The sequence below is a fragment of the Pseudomonas fjordensis genome, assembly GCF_976987115.1.
Genome location: NZ_OZ336860.1, coordinates 1,823,489 through 1,841,009 on the forward strand (window position 1 = coordinate 1,823,489; position 17,521 = coordinate 1,841,009).

The following is a 17,521-nucleotide window of genomic DNA, read 5'->3' on the forward strand; positions in this document are numbered from 1 at the left end:
TTGTCGCGACCCAAGTGGCAGAGGAAATAGCCAAGCTCTAGAAGGATAAGTTGCCGGGCCCCGCATGGAGCTTGGCTTTTACGCGTCTTGTTAACCATTTTTTTTCGCTGTAAACCACAGTGGTTAACAATGAAAAAAAGTGGTTAACAAGGTACTGTTTAGGGTGGTTTTCGAGTAATGCCTGCAATACATAAAGGTTGTCAAAGCTATGGTCGCCTCCATGCATCAGGCGACCGCAATTCTTTATGTGTGCCCGATTTAAATCCCAGCGATCCATCCCAACGCATACGCTGAAAACAGGAGTCGGGAATCTCCATCTTTATTTCTACTCGCCTTTTACTTCGCTGAACGGGATGATCTCGTTAGGTGGCGTGACGGCACAAAGCGGTTTGCGCCAGTAGCCCACGCTATGCCATTGGTCGTGTTTGAACCCAACCTCAGGGTAAGTGCCAATGTGAGTGAAACCGAGCGTTTCATGAATACCTATGCTTCCCGGGTTGGGTAAGGCGATGCCGGCATAGGCTGCATGAAACCCCTGTTTCTCGAGGAGCGGTAGAAGTCGCTGATAAAGTGCACGACCAATTCCTTTTCGGTGTACGGCTGGGTCGATATAGACGGTGACGTCTACCGACCAGCGATAAGCTTCCCTTGCTCGATGCTGACTTGCATAAGCGTATCCAACGACCTTGTCTTCCACCTCTGCTACCAGATAGGGAAACGTCGGCAGTGTTGCGGCTATTCGTGCGGCCATCTCATCAACAGTCGGTGGTATCAGCTCAAACGAGATGACCGTGTCCAAAACCATTGGCGCGTAGATAGCCTGGATGGCAGAGGCATCAGCGGGTGTGGCAACCCTCACGTTGTAATTCATATTTTTTCTTGCTGCCCCTGTGAAGAGTTGTGTTTGAAGGGCTGACCCATGCAAGGCCCAGCCCTTCAGAATGTCGCGATAGAACCGTGAACCTTCCTTCAAACGGGCTCACCGCATCCACGTACCGCAGAAAGCACCGTTCAGTGAATTGGGAGCTTCTGTTCGTGGAGACTAGGCTGCGGGATATCTACGACGACGTCTTTGCCACCGAGAACCTTCGCCAGGAACAGTGCCGTTAGCCCACCGAAAAACTGCGCAATGATAAACGGCGCTACATCTGATATCCGTATCCCCGAGAACGTATCGGTGAACCCGCGAGCAATCGTCACCGCCGGATTCGCAAAGCTCGTAGAGGACGTGAACCAGTAGGCTGCGACAACATACGCGGCAACCACCTGAGGCACTTTTTCTTTGTGATATTTATCGCACAGCAGAATTGTCAGCACCAATCCCGACGTTGCCAGGTACTCACTGAACCACTGCGACGGCCCGGTGCGAACATGATGGGAGAACTCGACCACAGGCAGCTCGAACATGAAATGCGCAGCGAATACTCCGAAGATTGCACCCGTTGTTTGAGCCACCACGTAGGGGCCCAGTTGCTTACTGCTCAGTCCTCCGCGCAAATAATCGATTACAGAGACCACCGGATTGAAGTGCGCACCGGAAAAAGTGGAGAAGCACACGATCAGTACATACAAGCTCGCGCCAGTTGCCAGCGCATTGGCAAGAAGCGCTAGCGCATCGTTACCGTTCGCCAGGCGCTGACCCATGATTCCAGAACCAACTACGGTGCATAGCAGAACTGCTGTACCGAGAAACTCAGCCAAGATCTTCCGTGAAGTACTCATTGGATAGGCTCTATGAGGAGAGATTTTAGGGGTAGCGGCTACTGAGCTGGCTCGTAGCCGCAGACGCTGTTACGAGCAGCAGGACTTGGGCTTAACGGGCTGACTTCCCTCCACGACATACAGCGCATTGTCTGTGGAAAGGTAGGCATCCTGTGAGGCCAAATCCGTGGGTACACCACGCTTGTAAACCCTGCCGCTATCGCCAGTTAGTTCAAGCCCAGGCCCTCGGTAGATCACCGTCACGGACTTCCCAGTCTGAACTTCAGGCTTGGTACCAGTGACAGTGACGGAGTAGAACCGGACAGAGCCAATTCGCTTGGTTGAGGCGTCGTTCCGGGCCTCAATCTTTATTCCCGTGAGACCGGCTTCCTGAAGCTGCTTGTAAAACTCCTGCTCCTGAAGCACGCCTGAGTAGCAGGCCGACCACAGCTTGGTGTCTCGTTTCAATTCGTCAGGAATGGCGATATCTGAGACGTTGTCAGAAATTGCAAAACGGCCACCTGGTTTCAGTACCCGATAAATTTCGGCGAAAACATTCTGCTTTTCGGTTTCACCAACCAGATTGATCACGCAGTTCGAGATCACCAGATCGACAGACTGGCTGTCGATAAGAGGCTTGGACTGAGAGCTATTGCTGATGAACTGCTCGAAGTTTTTCCACGATGCCCAATCAGCACAAGGCTCCGTACGCAGGCGTTCCTCGGCCAGCTCCTGATCGATTTTCAAGTTGCTCGCGGAGGCCTTGTAGAAACGCAAAGGTGCGCTATCTGTTGCCTTCTGAAACGCATTCGCTTCTTCACGAGCGATCTGCAACATGCTTGGGTTGATGTCGATACCAAAGATAGCGCCCTTACTGCCAGCGATTTGGGCCGCGACGTAGCAATTCAGACCAGCCCCTGACCCTAAGTCCAGGACGACATCACCCTCACGCACATACTTGGTCGGGTTACCGCACCCGAAATTGGCCTCGATGATCCGCTTTGGAATGTTCTTCAGGTACTGGCCACCATAAGCGTCGCTGCAGCAGCTCTCAGTCAGCTGCGATTCAAGGACAACGTTGCCGTTGCTCAACGCCTCGGTGTAGTCGGCGATGATTGTGTTTTCAATTGCAGAAGTCATTGCTCACATCTCCGGATTAGCAGCACGAAGTACCATCAGCGCAGCACGATTCCTCGGCAGAGCCTGCGATAGGTACAAGCCCTTTTGTGACCTTGGGATCTCGGACTGAAGGCGTGTTGCAGTCGAAGAAGCCGCTCTTGTCCAAGGCTGGCTCGACATAGCAACGCACTGGGATGAATTGGCCTTGGTAAGGCGCGGACATCAGCAGATTGAAGGTCTTCTCGCACACCGCTGTACGGATGCCGCGCTGGTAGGTATGGCCGTCGTCGTCGACGGTATGTTTCCAGGGGCCTTTGTAGATAACGGCATGTCCCTGGTCGAGGCACACGCCGGCTTTACCCTTGTATGCGCTCACGGTGAACAGGCGGAACTCAATGCCGTCCTGAATGGAGACAGGCACCTCTGATGCGAGCTCATAGGTGATGCCATGGAAACCCGCCTCGCAGAGTTGCTCGGCAACAGCGGGCTCCGTGAGCGCGTTATTGCACTCCAACCCCTCAACAGTGAAGGCCCGGAGCGATACGACTTCCTCGTCAGAAAGAATCGCCGGGAATACCAAGCGACCATGACGTTGCAGTCGCTCATAGAGCGACTGCGCGATACGGCCAAACTCGGGCTCAGCATTGAACCCTTCCCAGTAAATGTTCGCGAACACAGCCGCAGCGGGATTGGCTCCATTCGCACTCGAACTGAACGCTACGCCATCAGCCTGCCCATACTGGGCCGTGAGTTCGTCATTGCGGCTCGCGGAGCAGATGAAAAGAGTGTCTTTGCCATCCTTCAGCGACCTGTTCAACGCCTCGTTATGAGCACGCCAAGCAATATGGCCCGGCACCTGGAGACCATCAGTTTGGTTGGCCAGCCTGAGAGCCGTCTGCAACAAAGTAAGTGAGGACATCTGTTATCTCCTTAGCATTTCAGGCAGCAACGTTTGAACACACCTTCTTCTGGCGGTGTGACCGAGTCCATGAAGAGCTTGTCCAGGCGAGAGTCCGAATGCTGCCAGTCGAAGTGAAATTCGTGCTCCTCCAACTGCAACTCCTTCACCGTGTCATTGTTGAGCAACGGTGAGCCTTTATAGAGATGCAGCCGAGTCTCAAACTGGATGGGGTCGACGATGTTCTCCAGCTCGTTGCGAGCAATGAAATCGTGCAGCTCGGCCATGTCCTCAAGGCTCACCCAAGGGTTGAACGTGATGAAGGTCGGATTAACCTTGACGCCGGCCTCCTTCAGGAACGCCAACGCCTCCTCGATCATGGGCACATTCATTTCCTTGAAGACCTGGTCGAGAACCTCCTGCTTGGGGAACTCCAACGCGGTGGTGATGAAAGCAAGCCCGAGTTGCCCCATTTCCTTGATGGCGTCTTTATTCTCCAGAATATGATCCACGCGTGTGGTGAAGTCGTACGTGAGGTCGGGGAACTGCGAATGCAGAGTCCGGATGATTTTCAAACCGTGCTTCTTGGCATTGAAAAAATCAGCATCCGTAAAGGTGAGGTGAGTCATTCCCTGTGCGACGAGATTCGCCACGTCGCGCTCAACGAGATCGTCGGAGACCAAAAGCACCTTGCCGTCATAGGCCGCATACACCGAACAGTAGGAACACTTGTGGTGACATCCACGCGACCCTTCCACCCCACCCACAACTTTCTTTTCGCCGAGCAACTTCTCCAGCTGAGGTTGGGGATATTTGTGTAGAGGCGGTGCCAAGTCCCTGCGCGGCAGGCGGAACCCGTCACGGATCAACTGAGGCACAACAATCGCGCTGGAAAGGCCGCGAGTCCGATCGATCACTCCGCGCAGATCTTGTCCCTGTTCGCCACTCAGGTGTTTAGCCAAGCTGACAATGGGTTTTTCCCACTCGCCGGCGATCGCATAGTCACCGTATTTGGAGGCCAGGCTTTTTGCATTGATGGTCGCGTATTGACCGAAGAAGCAAATTTTCTGGGAGGGCTTCGCTTCTTTAAGCTGCTTGGCCAGCTGCGTTCCCGCAGTCAGAGAGTCAAAAAGCGGTACGCAGATGAAGACCAAATCTGCGTCGCTGAATCTCTCTAGGGAAAGCCCCTCAACGTAGATATCGATCAGCTGCGCGTCGATATCTGCATCGAGTAGTGCTGTGGTTGCAGATATCGCGTTGAGCGGTTGATACCCCCCTTCGAATGTACTGGCGACCAGGTACTTCATTCTCTTTCTCCTTGAGCTCAGGCACGACGATTCGGTGACTGGAGTCACTGATGGTTTTGTGGGAATTCGAAGTTAAAGCGAGATCAGCAGAAGGACTGCCAAGCCTATCAATGCTTGTAGAACTGAGCCGGCGGTCACTAGGCGCATGTACCTGCCGGTGCTGTATTCGGGAAAGGCGTCGGTTTTGACCAACCAGTAATAGCTGTCGTTAGGGAGAATGGCGACGAAGGATCCCAGGCATACGGCGAACGTGACGCTCATCAAATCCACTCCGCTCGACGCCAAGATTGGCGAGAGAACAGGTGGGATGGCAGCAAAGGTCGCAAGCGAAGAACCATTCAGTGTTTTGAATACCGCTGCCAGCAGGAACACCACGACCAAAATATGCGCGGTGCTGCCCGACGCGCTGAATGCCTGCTGAATCAGATCTTTCGGAAGCACCATACCGAGGGCTTGGCCCAACGCAGACGCACAGCCGATCGTAAACAATAGTGAGCTGGTTCTACGCATCGCTTTGGACAGCAGATCTTGAACCTCACCAGGTTTGCAGCTAACTGCGATCAACAGCGATGTGGCGATCAGCGCACCGGCGGGAGTAGTGAAGAACTCGATTACGGAGTGCTGATTTTTGGGAATGACGTAGCCGGTGATCAGGAGCACGAAAAATACAGCCAGAGGGAGAATGACTCTGATAACCGAATCCTGAGGCGCGGCTGAGTCAGTAAAATCACTTGGGGATGAAAAGTCTGAGCGTGTCGTCCAGTAAGTCCAGATCGTCCCGGCCACCCAGGTAACGACCGTAAGCAGCAGCCCTAAATACAGAAATTTCGGATCATGAGTATTGGCCCCCAACCCGATTCCAATGATCAGCGGGCCTGCGGGCATCAGAAGCTTGAACCCCGAGTAGCATCCGATCGCGATGTACTTTCTGTGCTGTCCTGCGATGGGAGCAAGAGAGGCGTAGGCGGTATCGGGACAGACCATGCCGGCACCGAGCAAAGGTGACAGTGATACACCGAACTTTCCGAAGGAAGCGCTTCCCTGCGTCGAGATCCAGCCAGCAATGAAAAACGCGCTCAGGATGACGATGGCGAAATAGCCGAGGTTGTTTCCGAATCCTTTGCTCAGCGATTGGAACACGTCACCGCTGCTAGCCCCGGCAAGAATGGGGATCAGAATTGCAGTCAGCAGCATTGCCACAGGGAGAGGAATGGAAAAGCTGCTCCATAGGTTCCGTAACCGGGAGCCTGTTTTCGTCCTAAGCGCTTCTACCAACATCCATGTACCTCCAAGCGTTTCCAGAACCGCCTCTCAGAGACCAACAAGCCTCATCTCCAATTCACAATCGCAAAATACGTTGCGAGCCGCAACTAATATCTTGGAACAATTTCGCTGGCCCTTATGCCCAAAAAAATGTGTCGCTACGACTGCTAAGGTGGTATTAGCGTTTCCCCGGAATTGCGAGCCGAGTGCCATGCCAACGAATGATCAGATCGACCAGGATGCCGAACAGCTCTATGAAGCGCTGAGTCATTTGGTTCGCGTGTACCAGTTTCGTGACAGAGATCGCAGCTGCTGCGAGGGCTTATCTGTCACTCAATGCTACGCACTTGAGCATGTGATTAAGGCAGGACCTGTTCGCGTTCAATCGTTGGCCAGCGAGCTTTTTCTCGACAAAAGTAATGCCAGCCGGCTGGTCGATTCGCTTTCCAAACAGGGCCTAGTTCAACGTGTACCGGACGCAAGTGACGGCCGCGCACTGGCAATCACCGTGACCCCCGAAGGCATGGCCATCTACGAAAGCATTCGGTCGGACTTGGTGGGAGAAGCTCGTAATCTAGCCTGCGACTTATCGAAAGAAGCACGTGATGGCGCGATCGAAATGCTACGCCGCTTCGCCAAAGCCACCGAACAACGCTGCGGCCTGAAAGACCTTAGCCGTGACGAATATCTGCCAAGCAAATGCTGCTGAATTAGTAGGCTGTGCTCCTCTCTCTGACGTTTTCACTGACTCTCCATCTAAAACGTTTCAGAGCCTAATCACCGATCTTCTGTGTACGGGAAGAAAACGGGCGTGCGACCGCAAGAATCGCGAACACTCGTGAGGAAGTCTATGTGATTATAGAGTCAGTCAAGACTTATTTCAGGAGGCTTGAAATGATTGTGGAGCAACATGTGTTCTGCGCATCTCTTGTAGAGATCAACAATTGTTGAAGCCTGAAAGCCGGTCACCTGCTGCTAGCGGAAAATAGGCCGGAGGTTAGTGCAAGCATGGGCAGATGCACGAATCTAATCCGCTGGCCTATTTCAGCGAAGCTGGTGCGACATTAGTCAAAGACAATTGCGATTTTTCCGCACTTCGGTAACGCATCTAGGTATTTTAGGAAGGTGGTTCTACTTAGGTCTTCTTCTGTGATTCTCGTTTCGTTGTAATCGACTTTGTCACTCCCCTCATTGAGCAGGTAATTCGTTTTTATAAACTTAACAAGTTGCTCGGGGGTAAGAAGGTTTGGGATGCGGATCTCCTCACTCGACTCTGCCGGTACTGGTTCGGAGCACCACATCGGCTTATTGCCATTAACGTCTTTGAAAAATAGATGATGGGGAGTCGTTCGAGCAAAATCAGGCGTATTAATCGTAACCGGCGTTCTGGTTAAATCATTTAGGGAGCGCTTATTTTCCTTGGGTATGCCCATTTGCTCATCAAACTTTGGGGTGCAGTAAAAAACTTCCGCGTCTTTAACTCGCGACAAGCGACATAGAGCTTCATGCTGGCTGAAAGGATGTTGGCGAGTGCCCTTCGCGTACATCTTCCTTACCGTGTCAAGCTTTGCCCTATAAGGCCTGCCATTTGGATCGTAGCCCGCATTGGTAAGACCAGTTCTGACAGTGGCATCTTTCACTCTTTTTAAGTTGACAGGTGCTATTAGTTTGTACTGATAGAAATATGCAAAAATAAATGCGCTGTCGTTAGTGCTGGTATCTATCAAGCGCTTCTTTATCCATTCAAAAAACTCCCCCTTTCTAAATTTGCGCGTAGGGTCAGGCGCCGCAAATCCAAGGTCAAAACCTACGTGAACCTCTTCCTTACCTGGAGAGAAAATTTCATATTGCCGTTTCTTATAAAGTTTGGCGAAGTGTTTCTCATAGAGTACGTGATAACTAAGTTCTACGAGCTTTTCGTTGAAGTTTACGCTCATGATTCTTCCCTAAATGTGAGGCGCCTTGCAGTAATTTTTTCTGGATTCCCCAGGATCTGGAGAACGACATTGTTCGTCGAGTTGATTATGGCAGTACCAAAGATCTTCTCGAATTTGGTGTGTGTGAACTCCATGGAGGGCAATTTTATGTCAGCGCACAGTCCTGCAAGATAGTCAGGAAGGCGTACATGCTCTGCATAGTCAGTTTTCCCATCCATGAATGGGTAGGCGAATATAAATTGAGGCTTATTGGGATCTTTTACATTTCCAGACTGATGACGAACGATAAGAAACAGCATGAAAGCGATGTCAAAAGCCACCTCATTGTACTTTTCAAAGGTAGCATCTCTATCAGTCACCCATCTGAGAAATGCCGGCTCCTTTAGCTTGTTAAGCGTCAAGAAGAGAAACGCTGCGAACGTAGAGGTCAGCAATACCTGCCTCGCCAGCTTCGCATTGAATTTCTTACGCTTCACTTCGTCCGCGAATTCCCCAAGCGCTTTGTCAATACGTTGCCAATACGGTCTATCGACGCCTGGGTCGTCTGACCATTCGCCAATCAGCTCACGAAGTCCTACACAGAATCCATGGATGTTGTCATCAGTAATGAAATCACGAAGGAGCTTCGAATCTCGCTCAACGATGAACGAGACGCTGAAGGCCACAGGGCAGTTGAGGTAGGAAATCAGACCTTCCGAGGCCTGGCGTGTCTTCTTCAGGTCTTTTGGCGCAACGTTCGCGATGTACTCTGAAAAATTCTTGTCAGTCTCGTGCTTTAGAGTAATGACAAATGAAAAGCTGTCATTGGCCTTCTCTGTGTTGCCTACACAGTAGTCGGAATAGATGTTCCATGGGGCGTCTGGCGGGTACTGCTTGAACCACGCCTGCATGTCGCTGTTGAGCGAAGGGCTGTTGTCTGTGAGCAGTTTGAGTAGATCGAACATGCGCTTCCCTGCCGACGATTCGAAAGTGCCATCGTATCAGCGTCAACGGGGAGGCGCACACTTCGGAATGTGAGTTCGCCAGACGCTTACAAATCACTAATCAGCAGTTCTGGCCTAACCTCGCGGAAAGGATCAGGCAGGCTCTCCTAAACACATTCGCTTTACCGTATATTCGAATTATCGTATATTTGATTTCCCATATGCGTGAGGTGTGGTCATGAGCGCCCCCATCACAGTGCTTTTTATCTGCGTTGCTAACTCCGCTCGATCTCAGCTGGCTGAAGCATTGCTGAGAAACAGCGACGCGCGTTTTCAAGCGTTCAGCGCTGGTACCGAACCAACTGAGGTTGATTCACGGACCGTTGCAGCACTGGAACACGTCGGCGTTGATGCAAAAGGGCTACGCAGCAAGTCCGTCGAAGAGTTTCGTGACGAGCGTTTCGACTACGTAATTACCCTCTGCGACAAGTCTGCGCGGGAATGTCTGGCGATGCCCAAGGCAGGTGAAGTGCTTGCCTGGGACTTTGAGGATCCAGTGAGCAGCTCTCACCCGGACGCCTTCAAACACGCCCTTCACGATATCCACGAACGCATCAAATTATTTGTATTAGTGAAAACCAAACACCTGGAGGCCTCATGAACGAGCCCATCACTCCTACCGTTTTGTTCAAAAGCCTGGCAGATGACACTCGAACCAAAATAACGCTACTCATCGCCCGCGAGGGAGAACTCTGTGTATGCGAACTGACCGCCGCTCTTGAGCAGAGCCAACCAAAAATATCTCGACATCTCGCGCTGCTGAGATCCTCCGGGTTACTGGCGGATCGGCGCCAAGGCCAATGGGTTTACTACCGACTCCATCCCGAACTGCCAACCTGGGTCACCGAAATGCTTAAGGGTGTCGTTGATGCCAACCAGCAGTGGTTGGACACAGAAACCAAGCGGCTCTGTGAAATGAATGATCGTCCAGTCAATCAGACCGTGTGCGGCTGATCCAACCTTCCGAAACGAGCCGCTCGCATGCTAATCGCTCTACTTATTTTCATCGTCACCATCGTTCTGGTCATCTGGCAGCCCAAAGGGCTGGGTGTTGGCTGGAGTGCCTCATTGGGTGCGGTGCTTGCGTTGTTGAGCGGGGTGGTCAGTCTCGGCGACATCCCGGTGGTATGGAATATCGTGTGGAATGCTACGGCGACGTTTATCGCTGTGATCATCATCAGCCTTCTGCTCGACGAAGCTGGTTTCTTCGAGTGGGCAGCCCTGCATGTCGCTCGCTGGGGAGGTGGCAGCAGCCGCAAGTTGTTTGCCTTCATCATCTTGTTGGGAGCAGCTGTGTCGGCCCTGTTCGCAAATGACGGTGCGGCGCTGATCCTTACTCCTATCGTGATCGCCATGTTGCTGGCCCTGCGCTTTTCACCCGCAGCAACTTTGGCATTTGTGATGGCCGCAGGATTCATTGCTGATACAGCGAGTTTGCCGTTGGTGGTTTCCAACCTGGTGAATATCGTCTCTGCCGATTACTTCAACATCGGCTTCAGCGAGTACGCGGCAATCATGGTGCCGGTCAACCTAGTCAGCATCGCTGCAACTCTGGGAATGCTCCTGTGGTTCTTCCGGAAAGACTTGCCCAAGACTTACGACCTGGCACAGCTCCATGCCCCTGAGGATGCGATTCGAGATCGCGCAACGTTCGTGGCTGGATGGTGGGTGTTGCTCGCGTTGCTGGTCGGCTTTTTCGTTGTCGAGCCACTTGGTATACCCATCAGTGCCATCGCCGCCGCCTGCGCATTGGTGCTCTACGTCATCGCCGCCAAAGGTCACGCCATCAACACCAGTAAGGTGCTCAAGGGTGCCCCGTGGCAAGTCGTGATCTTCTCGTTGGGCATGTACCTAGTGGTGTATGGCTTGAAGAACGCCGGACTGACTGACCACATTGCTCAGTTGCTTAACGTTTTTGCTGGATATGGCATTTGGGGGGCATCGCTGGGTACAGGACTCCTGACCGCCGTGCTTTCTTCGATCATGAACAACATGCCAACAGTGCTCATCGGAGCGCTCTCGATCCATGCAACGGAAGCTACTGGCGTAGTTCATCAAGCCATGGTCTACGCGAACATCATTGGCTGCGATCTTGGTCCGAAAATCACTCCAATCGGCAGCCTAGCCACACTGCTCTGGCTACACGTGCTGGCTAAAAAGGACATCACCATCAGTTGGGGTTACTACTTCAAGACCGGTGTGGTTCTCACGCTTCCAATCCTCATTGCCACCCTGAGCGCCTTGGCTTTGCGCCTCAGCTTTTGATTCCAGGAGATCACGATGAAAGTCCTATTCATGTGCACCCACAACAGCTGCCGGAGCATTTTGTCCGAAGCGGTGTTCAATCATCTTGCTCCTGAAGGAATGGAAGCCGTCAGTTCCGGAAGCTTCCCAAGTGGCCGCGTAAACACGCGAGCGATTCAAACGCTCAAAGCAGCAGGTATCCCTACTGACGGCCTTAGCAGTAAAGCATCCGATGCCTTTGAAGGGTCACCACCAGACATCGTGATCACGGTCTGCGATCGGGCTGCCGGCGAAGCCTGCCCGATCTTCTTCGGCCCGGCGCTCAAGGCTCATTGGGGGCTGGCAGATCCTTCCGAAGCTACGGGATCTGAAGCGCAAATCGAGGCGGCATTCCAGCAAACCCTGAGCAAAATCCAGGAGCGGGTAAACGCCTTCATTTCGTTGCCCATCGCTACGTTGAGCACTGAAGACCTTAAAACTGAGCTAGCCCGCATCGGCACGTTGTAGGCCGTGTGTGGCTGGAGCCAGGAGTCACTATGAAAGACCATTTTCCAAACATCGAAGCAGATCTCATCGACGTCCCAAGCATGGAGCTACTCAGTCCTCGTGAGCCGTCCACGCATAAACCGCGCATCCTTCTGATTTACGGGTCGACCCGCGAACGTTCGTTCAGCCGATTGGTAACCCAAGAAGCCTCGCGGTTGTTGGAGCACTTCGGTGCGGAAACACGAATCTTCAACCCATCAGGTTTACCACTGCCTGATGATGCTCCGGATACCCATCCGAAAGTCGCGGAACTCCGCGAGCTAATGCAGTGGTCGGAAGGGCAGGTGTGGTGTTCTCCGGAGCGTCATGGATCGATGAGCGCCGTTTTTAAAGCTCAGATCGACTGGGTGCCATTGGCGATGGGCGCGGTACGTCCGACCCAAGGTAAAACCTTGGCAGTCATGCAGGTTTGCGGCGGCTCTCAGTCTTTCAACGTTGTGAATCAGTTGCGAGTTCTGGGTCGCTGGATGCGCATGGTGACAATCCCCAATCAGTCCTCAGTGCCCAAAGCGTTTACCGAATTCGACGAGGATGGGCGTATGAAGCCTTCGTCCTACTACGATCGCCTGGTCGACGTGATGGAGGAGCTGATGAAGTTCACCCTGCTATTGCGTGACCGTCAGGACTACTTGGTAGACCGTTACTCGGAACGCAAAGAGTCGGCTGAAGAGCTGTCGAAACGTGTGAATCAGCGCTCCATCTAAGGATCTCATCATGTCTCACCGGGGATTCCGCCTCAGTCAAATTACGATTTCACTCCAAATTGGCGAGGATCAAATCTGAAGTCATGCCGGCGACTTCAGCGAAACTGTGCAGCAATACCGGTGCGAGGAGGCCCCCACTGGCAATACGAGCCACACCGAAAATTACTCCCAAGCATCCCAAGAGAAGAAAAGACGTCCAGTTCTTGTATTGCCCGTGTAGCAACGCGAAAAGTGCTGCCGTAACAATGACGGCGGCCCATTGCCACGACCTACTCCTGCTTGGGAATAGGCGAATGTGAAAATGCCGATACAACAGCTCCTCACTCAGCGGCGGAAACACCAGCAGCATTGCTAAGAACAGAACGATTTGCGCTGTCGAGAGCTCTGACAGTAGCTTTTCCATGAATGGTTCTCGGCCGAACCCCAAGGCCACTTCTAGAATGGTCGTCACCACATACCCAAATGCGATCAAAGGAATGCCGATGCGAAGCGTCGATCCTATATTGTGTCCGATGAGCGCTTTGGTACCACCCGAGTTGTGAAACTGAACGACCGCCAGCAATAGTAAGGCTGCCCCCGTGATTCCATGTGCTCCTACCAGCCATAAGGAATTCCAGTTTTCTTGCCCCACAAACTCAACGGTGGCGGTCTGTAGTTTGTAGAAAAGAAATACGGCCAAGACTGCCATGCCCCAGCGAGATAACCATTTGTACGGTTCAAGCCTTGAAGCGTTACCTACTGGAATGTTCTCGATCTTCATACCGCCTCCTTGAAATGTAAGCGAACGGGCATTACAGGTTGCGTAACGGCAGCCAGTTATGCGGCAACAACTCGGCGATCTCACTGGCGCGCTGCGTCGGCAGCCGCATCAGCACATCCTTGAGATAAGCATACGGATCATGCCCGTTAAGCTTGGCCGATTGGATCAAACTCATCAGCGCAGCCGCGCGTTGTCCGCTGCGTAACGACCCTGCAAAGAGCCAGTTCTTGCGTCCGAGCGCCCATGGCCGGATTTGCTGCTCGATGTGGTTGTTATCAATAGGCACCGCGCCGTCATCCAGATAACGTGACAACGCCGTCCAGCGTTTCAGGCTGTAATCCAGGGCCTTGGCGATGGCCACACCCTCGTGTACCAGCTCGCGCTGGGCGATCATCCAAGTGTGCAGCATGTTCATCACGGGGACGGCTTTTTCTTGTCGTATTCGTCGCCGTACATCGGGCTCCAAATCGCGGATTTCACTTTCGATTTCGTACAGCAACTGGATATAGCGCAGAGCTTGCTCGGCGAGCGTGCTTTTGTTCGTGGCGTGCAGGTCGAAGAACTTACGCCGCGCATGGGCCATGCAGCCGATTTCAGTGACACCGAGTGCAAAACTGGCTTTGTAACCACCAAAATCATCGCAGACCAGCTTGCCCTTCCAGTCTTGCAGGAAGTTGCGTGCATGTTCGCCCGAGCGGCTGGGGCTGAAGTCGTACACCACTGCGCGGATATCGGCAGACGCGGTGGTTGCATAGGCCCAGACGTAGGCCCGATGGGTTTTCTTCGAGCCAGGCATGAGCACCTGTACCGGCGTTTCATCGGCGTGCACCACGTTGTGTCCAAGCACCACTTCGCGCAGAGCATCAACCAGTGGTTGCAGTTGCACACCGCAAGTGCCGACCCACTGCGCCAAGGTCGAGCGCGGGATGGCGAGGCCGGCCCGGCCAAAGATCTTTTCCTGACGGTACAGTGGCAAATGATCACCGTATTTGGCGATCATCACTTGAGCCAGCAAACCTGCTGTGGGGATGCCTTTATCGATGACCTGCGCAGGAACAGGTGCCTGGATCAGGGTCTCGCAGTCCTCACAGACCCACTTGCCACGGATGTGTTGTTCAACCGTGAACACGCCGGGCGTGTAGTCGAGTTTCTCGCTGACATCCTCGCCGATACGCTTGAGGGCGCAGCCGCATTGGCAGTGAGTGTTGTCCGGTTCGTGATGGATGGGCGTGCGTGGAAACTCGGGCGGCAAGGCGGTGCGTTTAGGTTTTTGCCGAGCCACGGTCGGGGCTGGAGCGGGTTGCAACGTCTCAAGCTCGGCTTCGATGGCCGCGATATCGGCATCGATCACGTCATCGAGCAGGCTGGTTTGATACGGATTTAGCTGCTCGCTGCGCTTGGCAAACTTGAAACGCTTGAGCTGTGCGATCTCGTGGGTCAGCTTGTCGTTGACCGTTTTGTAGTGATGGATCTGCTTGTCCATGGACTCGACTTTTTGATCGAGAGTCTCGACACGCTGCATCAGCTGCGCGGCGATAGCGCGCAGTTGTTCAGGGTTTAATTGGTCGAAATCAGGAAGCAAAGTCATGCCGCCGATTTTGTCAGAACAGGCCAACACTGACGATAGGCTCATCGGACAATTGCACGGCGACGCTGGCCATGGCAGTGATTACATCAGGGTAATCGCACTGTTTTGCCCAACTCTTTGCCAAGGTAAACCCAGCACCAGGGCATGCAGTTGTTCGGCACCCAATTCCATCTGCGAGCCGTGCCGAGATCCCGGCCAGAAAAATTTGCCTTGATGCAGTCGGCGCGCCGCCAGCCAGATGCCCAACCCATCGTGCACCAGCACTTTCATGCGATTGGCGCGGCGGTTGGCAAACAGATAAGCACAGTGCGGCTGCGCCGCACCGAACACGGCCACCACCCGCGCCAGCGCTGTGTCAGTGCCGGCGCGCATGTCCATGGGCTCAGTGGCGAGCCAGATGGCGTCGATACGAATCATCGCAACAGGTCTCGAAGAAAGGTTGCACAGGCAGCAGCACTTTCAGTTGGCCAGTTCACTTTAACGGTGCCGCGCGGATGCTGGATCTCAACGCTGATAGTCGATGATGCCGATTGCGACTCAGTGCTGGCGAGTGGCATGGGCAGTGAAACAAAAGCGGGATGCAGCGCCATGCTTTTCTGCGTTTGCAGCCGAATCCACTTGTGGACGAGGTTCGCGTTGAGGCTGTGGCTCAGCGCAACGTTGGCAATCGAGGCCCCAGGTTGGGCGCACTCTTGAATGACTTGGGCCTTGAACGACCTGGAATAGGAACGGCGTTGTGGCTGCATGAAAGACCCTCTTAAAAGGCTAGAAGTGGTGTCCACTTAAATAGGTGGACACCATCGCCTTTGGCGGTGGGGTCAGAAAGGTGTGTTTGCTGGCCGGTTACCGAGATTCCTGACAATGTGATGAACGCTCGGAGCCCGATCGGCGCCGCCGGCGATTTGCACTCCACAACTCGGCGGTCGATCCGCTGGCAACAGCAGTCGCTCAAAGCACTTGGAGTGCTTGAGCGGGTCGAAGGTGCCAGAGGGGTATGGCAGCTTACCGAAAAGGCTAAAAAGGGCCTGAACACGCCCTCGCCCGGCGTCACCCTGCTTGGGTTCAGCACCAACCTCGGACTGGCCTTGTGGGGAACGTCTCCAGACGCTTTGGCCGGGCTCTATGAGCCGATTGAACTCGTCCTGACGTCCCCCCCATTCCCCCTGAGAATTTCTCGAGCGTATGGCAACCCCACGGCGAGTGAATTTGTCGACTTTATCTGCCAGGTCCTTGAACCCATCGTGCCGAAAATTTCGGCAACTGGAAGCCTCGTATTGAACATGACCAATGATTCATTCCTCGAAAAATCACCAGGCAGATCCACGTATTTGGAACGCACGATTATTGCCCTCGAGGACCGATTGGGACTGACGCTCATGGACAGGGTTCCCATGGATAAATTTGTCGAAGGCACCAGGTCCAATGCAGTGGTCAAGTCGGACGCGCCAACAACTCAATGTTTCGTGGGAACCATGCCTGTGGTTTGCCCGCGATCCCATTTTGTGTAAGGCAGATAATCGAAGGGTGCTAAGGCCTCACACTGAGCGCCATGCCAAGCTTTTGAGTCAAGGTGGTGAGCATCGAAGCACAAGTTATGGTGATCGCGCTTATCGGGTCCGCCCGGGAAGCTTTGGCGGAATCACCAACGGCGCCATCCCAAAGAACACGCTCCAGATTGGCCACTCCTGTGCCCGCGGACGGGAACACAGAAAAGCGCTAACCAGCCTGGGTCTGACTCAGCACGGCGCCGGCTGGCCATTTGCTGTACCTGATTTTTTTATCAAATTCCTGACAGAGCCCGGCGATTTGGTCGCTGATATTTTTTCAGGCCGGGCCATGACCGGTCGAGCAGCTGAAGAGAATCAACGTCGCTGGATCTGCGTCGAGAGTGCATTGCAGTACGTGCGTGGAGCCGCCGAGCTCTTCCGTTCATTCCAAGGCTTCTGGATCAATCCGGCATTAGAGGAAGCATTCAGGACATCCGACGCGTAGAAGCACAGCCATTGGTCACGGGTCCGAAACTGGATAAGTAGGCAACCTTGCCTAATGCCTTGCATAGGCAGGATTGCCTATTCCTGACATTGCGAGGGACACGCCGTCAATCGCACAGTTTTCTGCAACTGCTGGACTTTTAGGCCACACCGGCACGAACGAGGTGCCTCATAATTGGTGACCGATGCCCCTGACATGTCTCAGATAGGGCCGCTACCACCAGGCCGAATGGGTAGCCTCGAGGGGAAAGATTTCACGAGGCCACCACCATGGTTACGAAAAAAACAATCGCTACTGGTTTGGGGATTGCAACGCTCTTGGCGCTTGGATTTGCCGCAACAATCAGCACCGGAATGATGGCGGGGACCATACCGGCAGCACTGTACGGACATGCCGACGATGCCCCTGGCTGTCTCACAAACCTAGGCCAAAATGCCGATCAGTGGGCGGAGTTATCGCGTGCCCAGATTCACTCCGAG

General features: G+C 53.6%; 20 protein-coding genes. 8 read left to right on the forward strand and 12 right to left on the reverse strand.

What is annotated here, in order from left to right:
• Positions 1–325 precede the first annotated feature (325 nt).
• The 6 genes from ACWHXD_RS08395 to arsQ form a co-directional block, all read right to left on the reverse strand.
• Positions 326–871 carry an arsinothricin resistance N-acetyltransferase ArsN1 family B gene (locus tag ACWHXD_RS08395; RefSeq protein WP_110601868.1) on the reverse strand — a complete coding sequence of 182 codons (546 nt, stop codon included), beginning with the start codon at positions 869–871 and terminating at the stop codon, positions 326–328.
• Positions 872–1,011: 140 nt separating this feature from the next.
• A complete protein-coding gene (locus tag ACWHXD_RS08400) occupies positions 1,012–1,722 on the reverse strand; it encodes an aquaporin (protein WP_110601872.1) in 711 nt (236 codons plus the stop codon).
• 69 nt (positions 1,723–1,791) lie between these two features.
• Entirely contained in the window at positions 1,792–2,841 is a 1,050-nt protein-coding gene (arsM, locus tag ACWHXD_RS08405; protein ID WP_499083797.1) for an arsinothricin biosynthesis methyltransferase ArsM, read from the reverse strand.
• A gap of 16 nt (positions 2,842–2,857) precedes the next feature.
• On the reverse strand, positions 2,858–3,739 hold the full coding sequence (locus ACWHXD_RS08410) for a DUF8838 domain-containing protein (RefSeq protein WP_499083798.1): 882 nt from the start codon (positions 3,737–3,739) through the stop codon (positions 2,858–2,860).
• 11 nt (positions 3,740–3,750) lie between these two features.
• The gene (gene arsL, locus ACWHXD_RS08415; protein ID WP_499083799.1) at positions 3,751–5,025 is read right to left on the reverse strand and encodes an arsinothricin biosynthesis radical SAM protein ArsL; all 1,275 of its coding nucleotides are present in this window, start codon (positions 5,023–5,025) and stop codon (positions 3,751–3,753) included.
• Positions 5,026–5,097: 72 nt separating this feature from the next.
• A complete protein-coding gene (arsQ, locus tag ACWHXD_RS08420; RefSeq protein WP_499083800.1) occupies positions 5,098–6,303 on the reverse strand; it encodes an arsinothricin export permease ArsQ in 1,206 nt (401 codons plus the stop codon).
• Between the two features lie 196 nt (positions 6,304–6,499).
• On the opposite strand from arsQ, the gene ACWHXD_RS08425 reads away from it, so the two are divergent.
• Entirely contained in the window at positions 6,500–6,997 is a 498-nt protein-coding gene (locus ACWHXD_RS08425; protein ID WP_110601891.1) for a MarR family winged helix-turn-helix transcriptional regulator, read from the forward strand.
• A 355-nt stretch (positions 6,998–7,352) separates the two neighbouring features.
• On the opposite strand, the gene ACWHXD_RS08430 is transcribed toward ACWHXD_RS08425, so the two are convergent.
• Positions 7,353–8,225, reverse strand: a complete 873-nt coding sequence (locus ACWHXD_RS08430) for a hypothetical protein (protein WP_110601895.1) — start codon at positions 8,223–8,225, stop codon at positions 7,353–7,355.
• The gene (locus ACWHXD_RS08435) at positions 8,222–9,169 is read right to left on the reverse strand and encodes a hypothetical protein (protein ID WP_047598135.1); all 948 of its coding nucleotides are present in this window, start codon (positions 9,167–9,169) and stop codon (positions 8,222–8,224) included. The genes ACWHXD_RS08430 and ACWHXD_RS08435 overlap by 4 nt, the downstream gene beginning before the upstream one ends.
• A 217-nt stretch (positions 9,170–9,386) precedes the next feature.
• Between ACWHXD_RS08435 and ACWHXD_RS08440 the strand changes: the two genes are divergently transcribed.
• The 5 genes from ACWHXD_RS08440 to arsH are packed head-to-tail and all read left to right on the forward strand — an operon-like array spanning position 9,387 to position 12,702.
• On the forward strand, positions 9,387–9,809 hold the full coding sequence (locus ACWHXD_RS08440; protein WP_110601899.1) for an arsenate reductase ArsC: 423 nt from the start codon (positions 9,387–9,389) through the stop codon (positions 9,807–9,809).
• Positions 9,806–10,162, forward strand: coding sequence for a metalloregulator ArsR/SmtB family transcription factor (locus ACWHXD_RS08445; protein WP_110601901.1), 357 nt, complete (start codon positions 9,806–9,808; stop codon positions 10,160–10,162). The genes ACWHXD_RS08440 and ACWHXD_RS08445 overlap by 4 nt, the downstream gene beginning before the upstream one ends.
• A 27-nt stretch (positions 10,163–10,189) precedes the next feature.
• Positions 10,190–11,473 (forward strand): arsenic transporter, encoded by a 1,284-nt coding sequence (locus ACWHXD_RS08450; protein WP_110601904.1) that lies wholly within the window; start codon positions 10,190–10,192, stop codon positions 11,471–11,473.
• 15 nt (positions 11,474–11,488) lie between these two features.
• On the forward strand, positions 11,489–11,959 hold the full coding sequence (locus tag ACWHXD_RS08455) for an arsenate reductase ArsC (RefSeq protein ID WP_099456559.1): 471 nt from the start codon (positions 11,489–11,491) through the stop codon (positions 11,957–11,959).
• A gap of 29 nt (positions 11,960–11,988) precedes the next feature.
• Positions 11,989–12,702, forward strand: coding sequence for an arsenical resistance protein ArsH (gene arsH, locus ACWHXD_RS08460; RefSeq protein WP_110601906.1), 714 nt, complete (start codon positions 11,989–11,991; stop codon positions 12,700–12,702).
• Positions 12,703–12,751: 49 nt separating this feature from the next.
• On the opposite strand, the gene ACWHXD_RS08465 is transcribed toward arsH, so the two are convergent.
• From ACWHXD_RS08465 to tnpA, 4 genes are all read right to left on the reverse strand, one after another.
• Complete coding sequence (locus ACWHXD_RS08465) at positions 12,752–13,462, reverse strand: CPBP family intramembrane glutamic endopeptidase (RefSeq protein WP_499083804.1); 711 nt, start codon at positions 13,460–13,462, stop codon at positions 12,752–12,754.
• Between the two features lie 31 nt (positions 13,463–13,493).
• Positions 13,494–15,050, reverse strand: coding sequence for an IS66 family transposase (tnpC, locus tag ACWHXD_RS08470; RefSeq protein WP_019818069.1), 1,557 nt, complete (start codon positions 15,048–15,050; stop codon positions 13,494–13,496).
• An 81-nt stretch (positions 15,051–15,131) separates the two neighbouring features.
• Positions 15,132–15,467 carry an IS66 family insertion sequence element accessory protein TnpB gene (tnpB, locus tag ACWHXD_RS08475; protein WP_019719038.1) on the reverse strand — a complete coding sequence of 112 codons (336 nt, stop codon included), beginning with the start codon at positions 15,465–15,467 and terminating at the stop codon, positions 15,132–15,134.
• A complete protein-coding gene (gene tnpA, locus ACWHXD_RS08480) occupies positions 15,464–15,796 on the reverse strand; it encodes an IS66-like element accessory protein TnpA (RefSeq protein WP_019818068.1) in 333 nt (110 codons plus the stop codon). The genes tnpB and tnpA overlap by 4 nt, the downstream gene beginning before the upstream one ends.
• A 120-nt stretch (positions 15,797–15,916) precedes the next feature.
• Here tnpA and ACWHXD_RS08485 point away from each other — a divergent pair, with 120 nt between their 5' ends.
• Together ACWHXD_RS08485 and ACWHXD_RS08490 are read left to right on the forward strand one after the other, a co-directional pair.
• Positions 15,917–16,558, forward strand: coding sequence for a helix-turn-helix domain-containing protein (locus ACWHXD_RS08485; RefSeq protein WP_052150904.1), 642 nt, complete (start codon positions 15,917–15,919; stop codon positions 16,556–16,558).
• Positions 16,473–17,042, forward strand: a complete 570-nt coding sequence (locus ACWHXD_RS08490) for a DNA methyltransferase (protein WP_073690481.1) — start codon at positions 16,473–16,475, stop codon at positions 17,040–17,042. Before ACWHXD_RS08485 ends, ACWHXD_RS08490 begins: the two co-directional genes overlap by 86 nt.
• Positions 17,043–17,521 lie beyond the last annotated feature (479 nt).

Coding starts and splice junctions, on each gene's coding strand:
- arsH (WP_110601906.1), top strand. CDS start 11,989: ATGAAAGACCATTTTCCAAACATCGAAGCAGATCTCATCGACGTCCCA.
- ACWHXD_RS08395 (WP_110601868.1), bottom strand. CDS start 871: ATGAATTACAACGTGAGGGTTGCCACACCCGCTGATGCCTCTGCCATC.
- ACWHXD_RS08440 (WP_110601899.1), top strand. CDS start 9,387: ATGAGCGCCCCCATCACAGTGCTTTTTATCTGCGTTGCTAACTCCGCT.
- tnpA (WP_019818068.1), bottom strand. CDS start 15,796: ATGCAGCCACAACGCCGTTCCTATTCCAGGTCGTTCAAGGCCCAAGTC.
- ACWHXD_RS08400 (WP_110601872.1), bottom strand. CDS start 1,722: ATGAGTACTTCACGGAAGATCTTGGCTGAGTTTCTCGGTACAGCAGTT.
- ACWHXD_RS08410 (WP_499083798.1), bottom strand. CDS start 3,739: ATGTCCTCACTTACTTTGTTGCAGACGGCTCTCAGGCTGGCCAACCAA.
- ACWHXD_RS08435 (WP_047598135.1), bottom strand. CDS start 9,169: ATGTTCGATCTACTCAAACTGCTCACAGACAACAGCCCTTCGCTCAAC.
- arsL (WP_499083799.1), bottom strand. CDS start 5,025: ATGAAGTACCTGGTCGCCAGTACATTCGAAGGGGGGTATCAACCGCTC.
- ACWHXD_RS08430 (WP_110601895.1), bottom strand. CDS start 8,225: ATGAGCGTAAACTTCAACGAAAAGCTCGTAGAACTTAGTTATCACGTA.
- tnpC (WP_019818069.1), bottom strand. CDS start 15,050: ATGACTTTGCTTCCTGATTTCGACCAATTAAACCCTGAACAACTGCGC.
- arsM (WP_499083797.1), bottom strand. CDS start 2,841: ATGACTTCTGCAATTGAAAACACAATCATCGCCGACTACACCGAGGCG.
- ACWHXD_RS08465 (WP_499083804.1), bottom strand. CDS start 13,462: ATGAAGATCGAGAACATTCCAGTAGGTAACGCTTCAAGGCTTGAACCG.
- ACWHXD_RS08485 (WP_052150904.1), top strand. CDS start 15,917: ATGAACGCTCGGAGCCCGATCGGCGCCGCCGGCGATTTGCACTCCACA.
- ACWHXD_RS08455 (WP_099456559.1), top strand. CDS start 11,489: ATGAAAGTCCTATTCATGTGCACCCACAACAGCTGCCGGAGCATTTTG.
- ACWHXD_RS08450 (WP_110601904.1), top strand. CDS start 10,190: ATGCTAATCGCTCTACTTATTTTCATCGTCACCATCGTTCTGGTCATC.
- arsQ (WP_499083800.1), bottom strand. CDS start 6,303: ATGTTGGTAGAAGCGCTTAGGACGAAAACAGGCTCCCGGTTACGGAAC.
- ACWHXD_RS08445 (WP_110601901.1), top strand. CDS start 9,806: ATGAACGAGCCCATCACTCCTACCGTTTTGTTCAAAAGCCTGGCAGAT.
- ACWHXD_RS08490 (WP_073690481.1), top strand. CDS start 16,473: ATGCAGTGGTCAAGTCGGACGCGCCAACAACTCAATGTTTCGTGGGAA.
- tnpB (WP_019719038.1), bottom strand. CDS start 15,467: ATGATTCGTATCGACGCCATCTGGCTCGCCACTGAGCCCATGGACATG.
- ACWHXD_RS08425 (WP_110601891.1), top strand. CDS start 6,500: ATGCCAACGAATGATCAGATCGACCAGGATGCCGAACAGCTCTATGAA.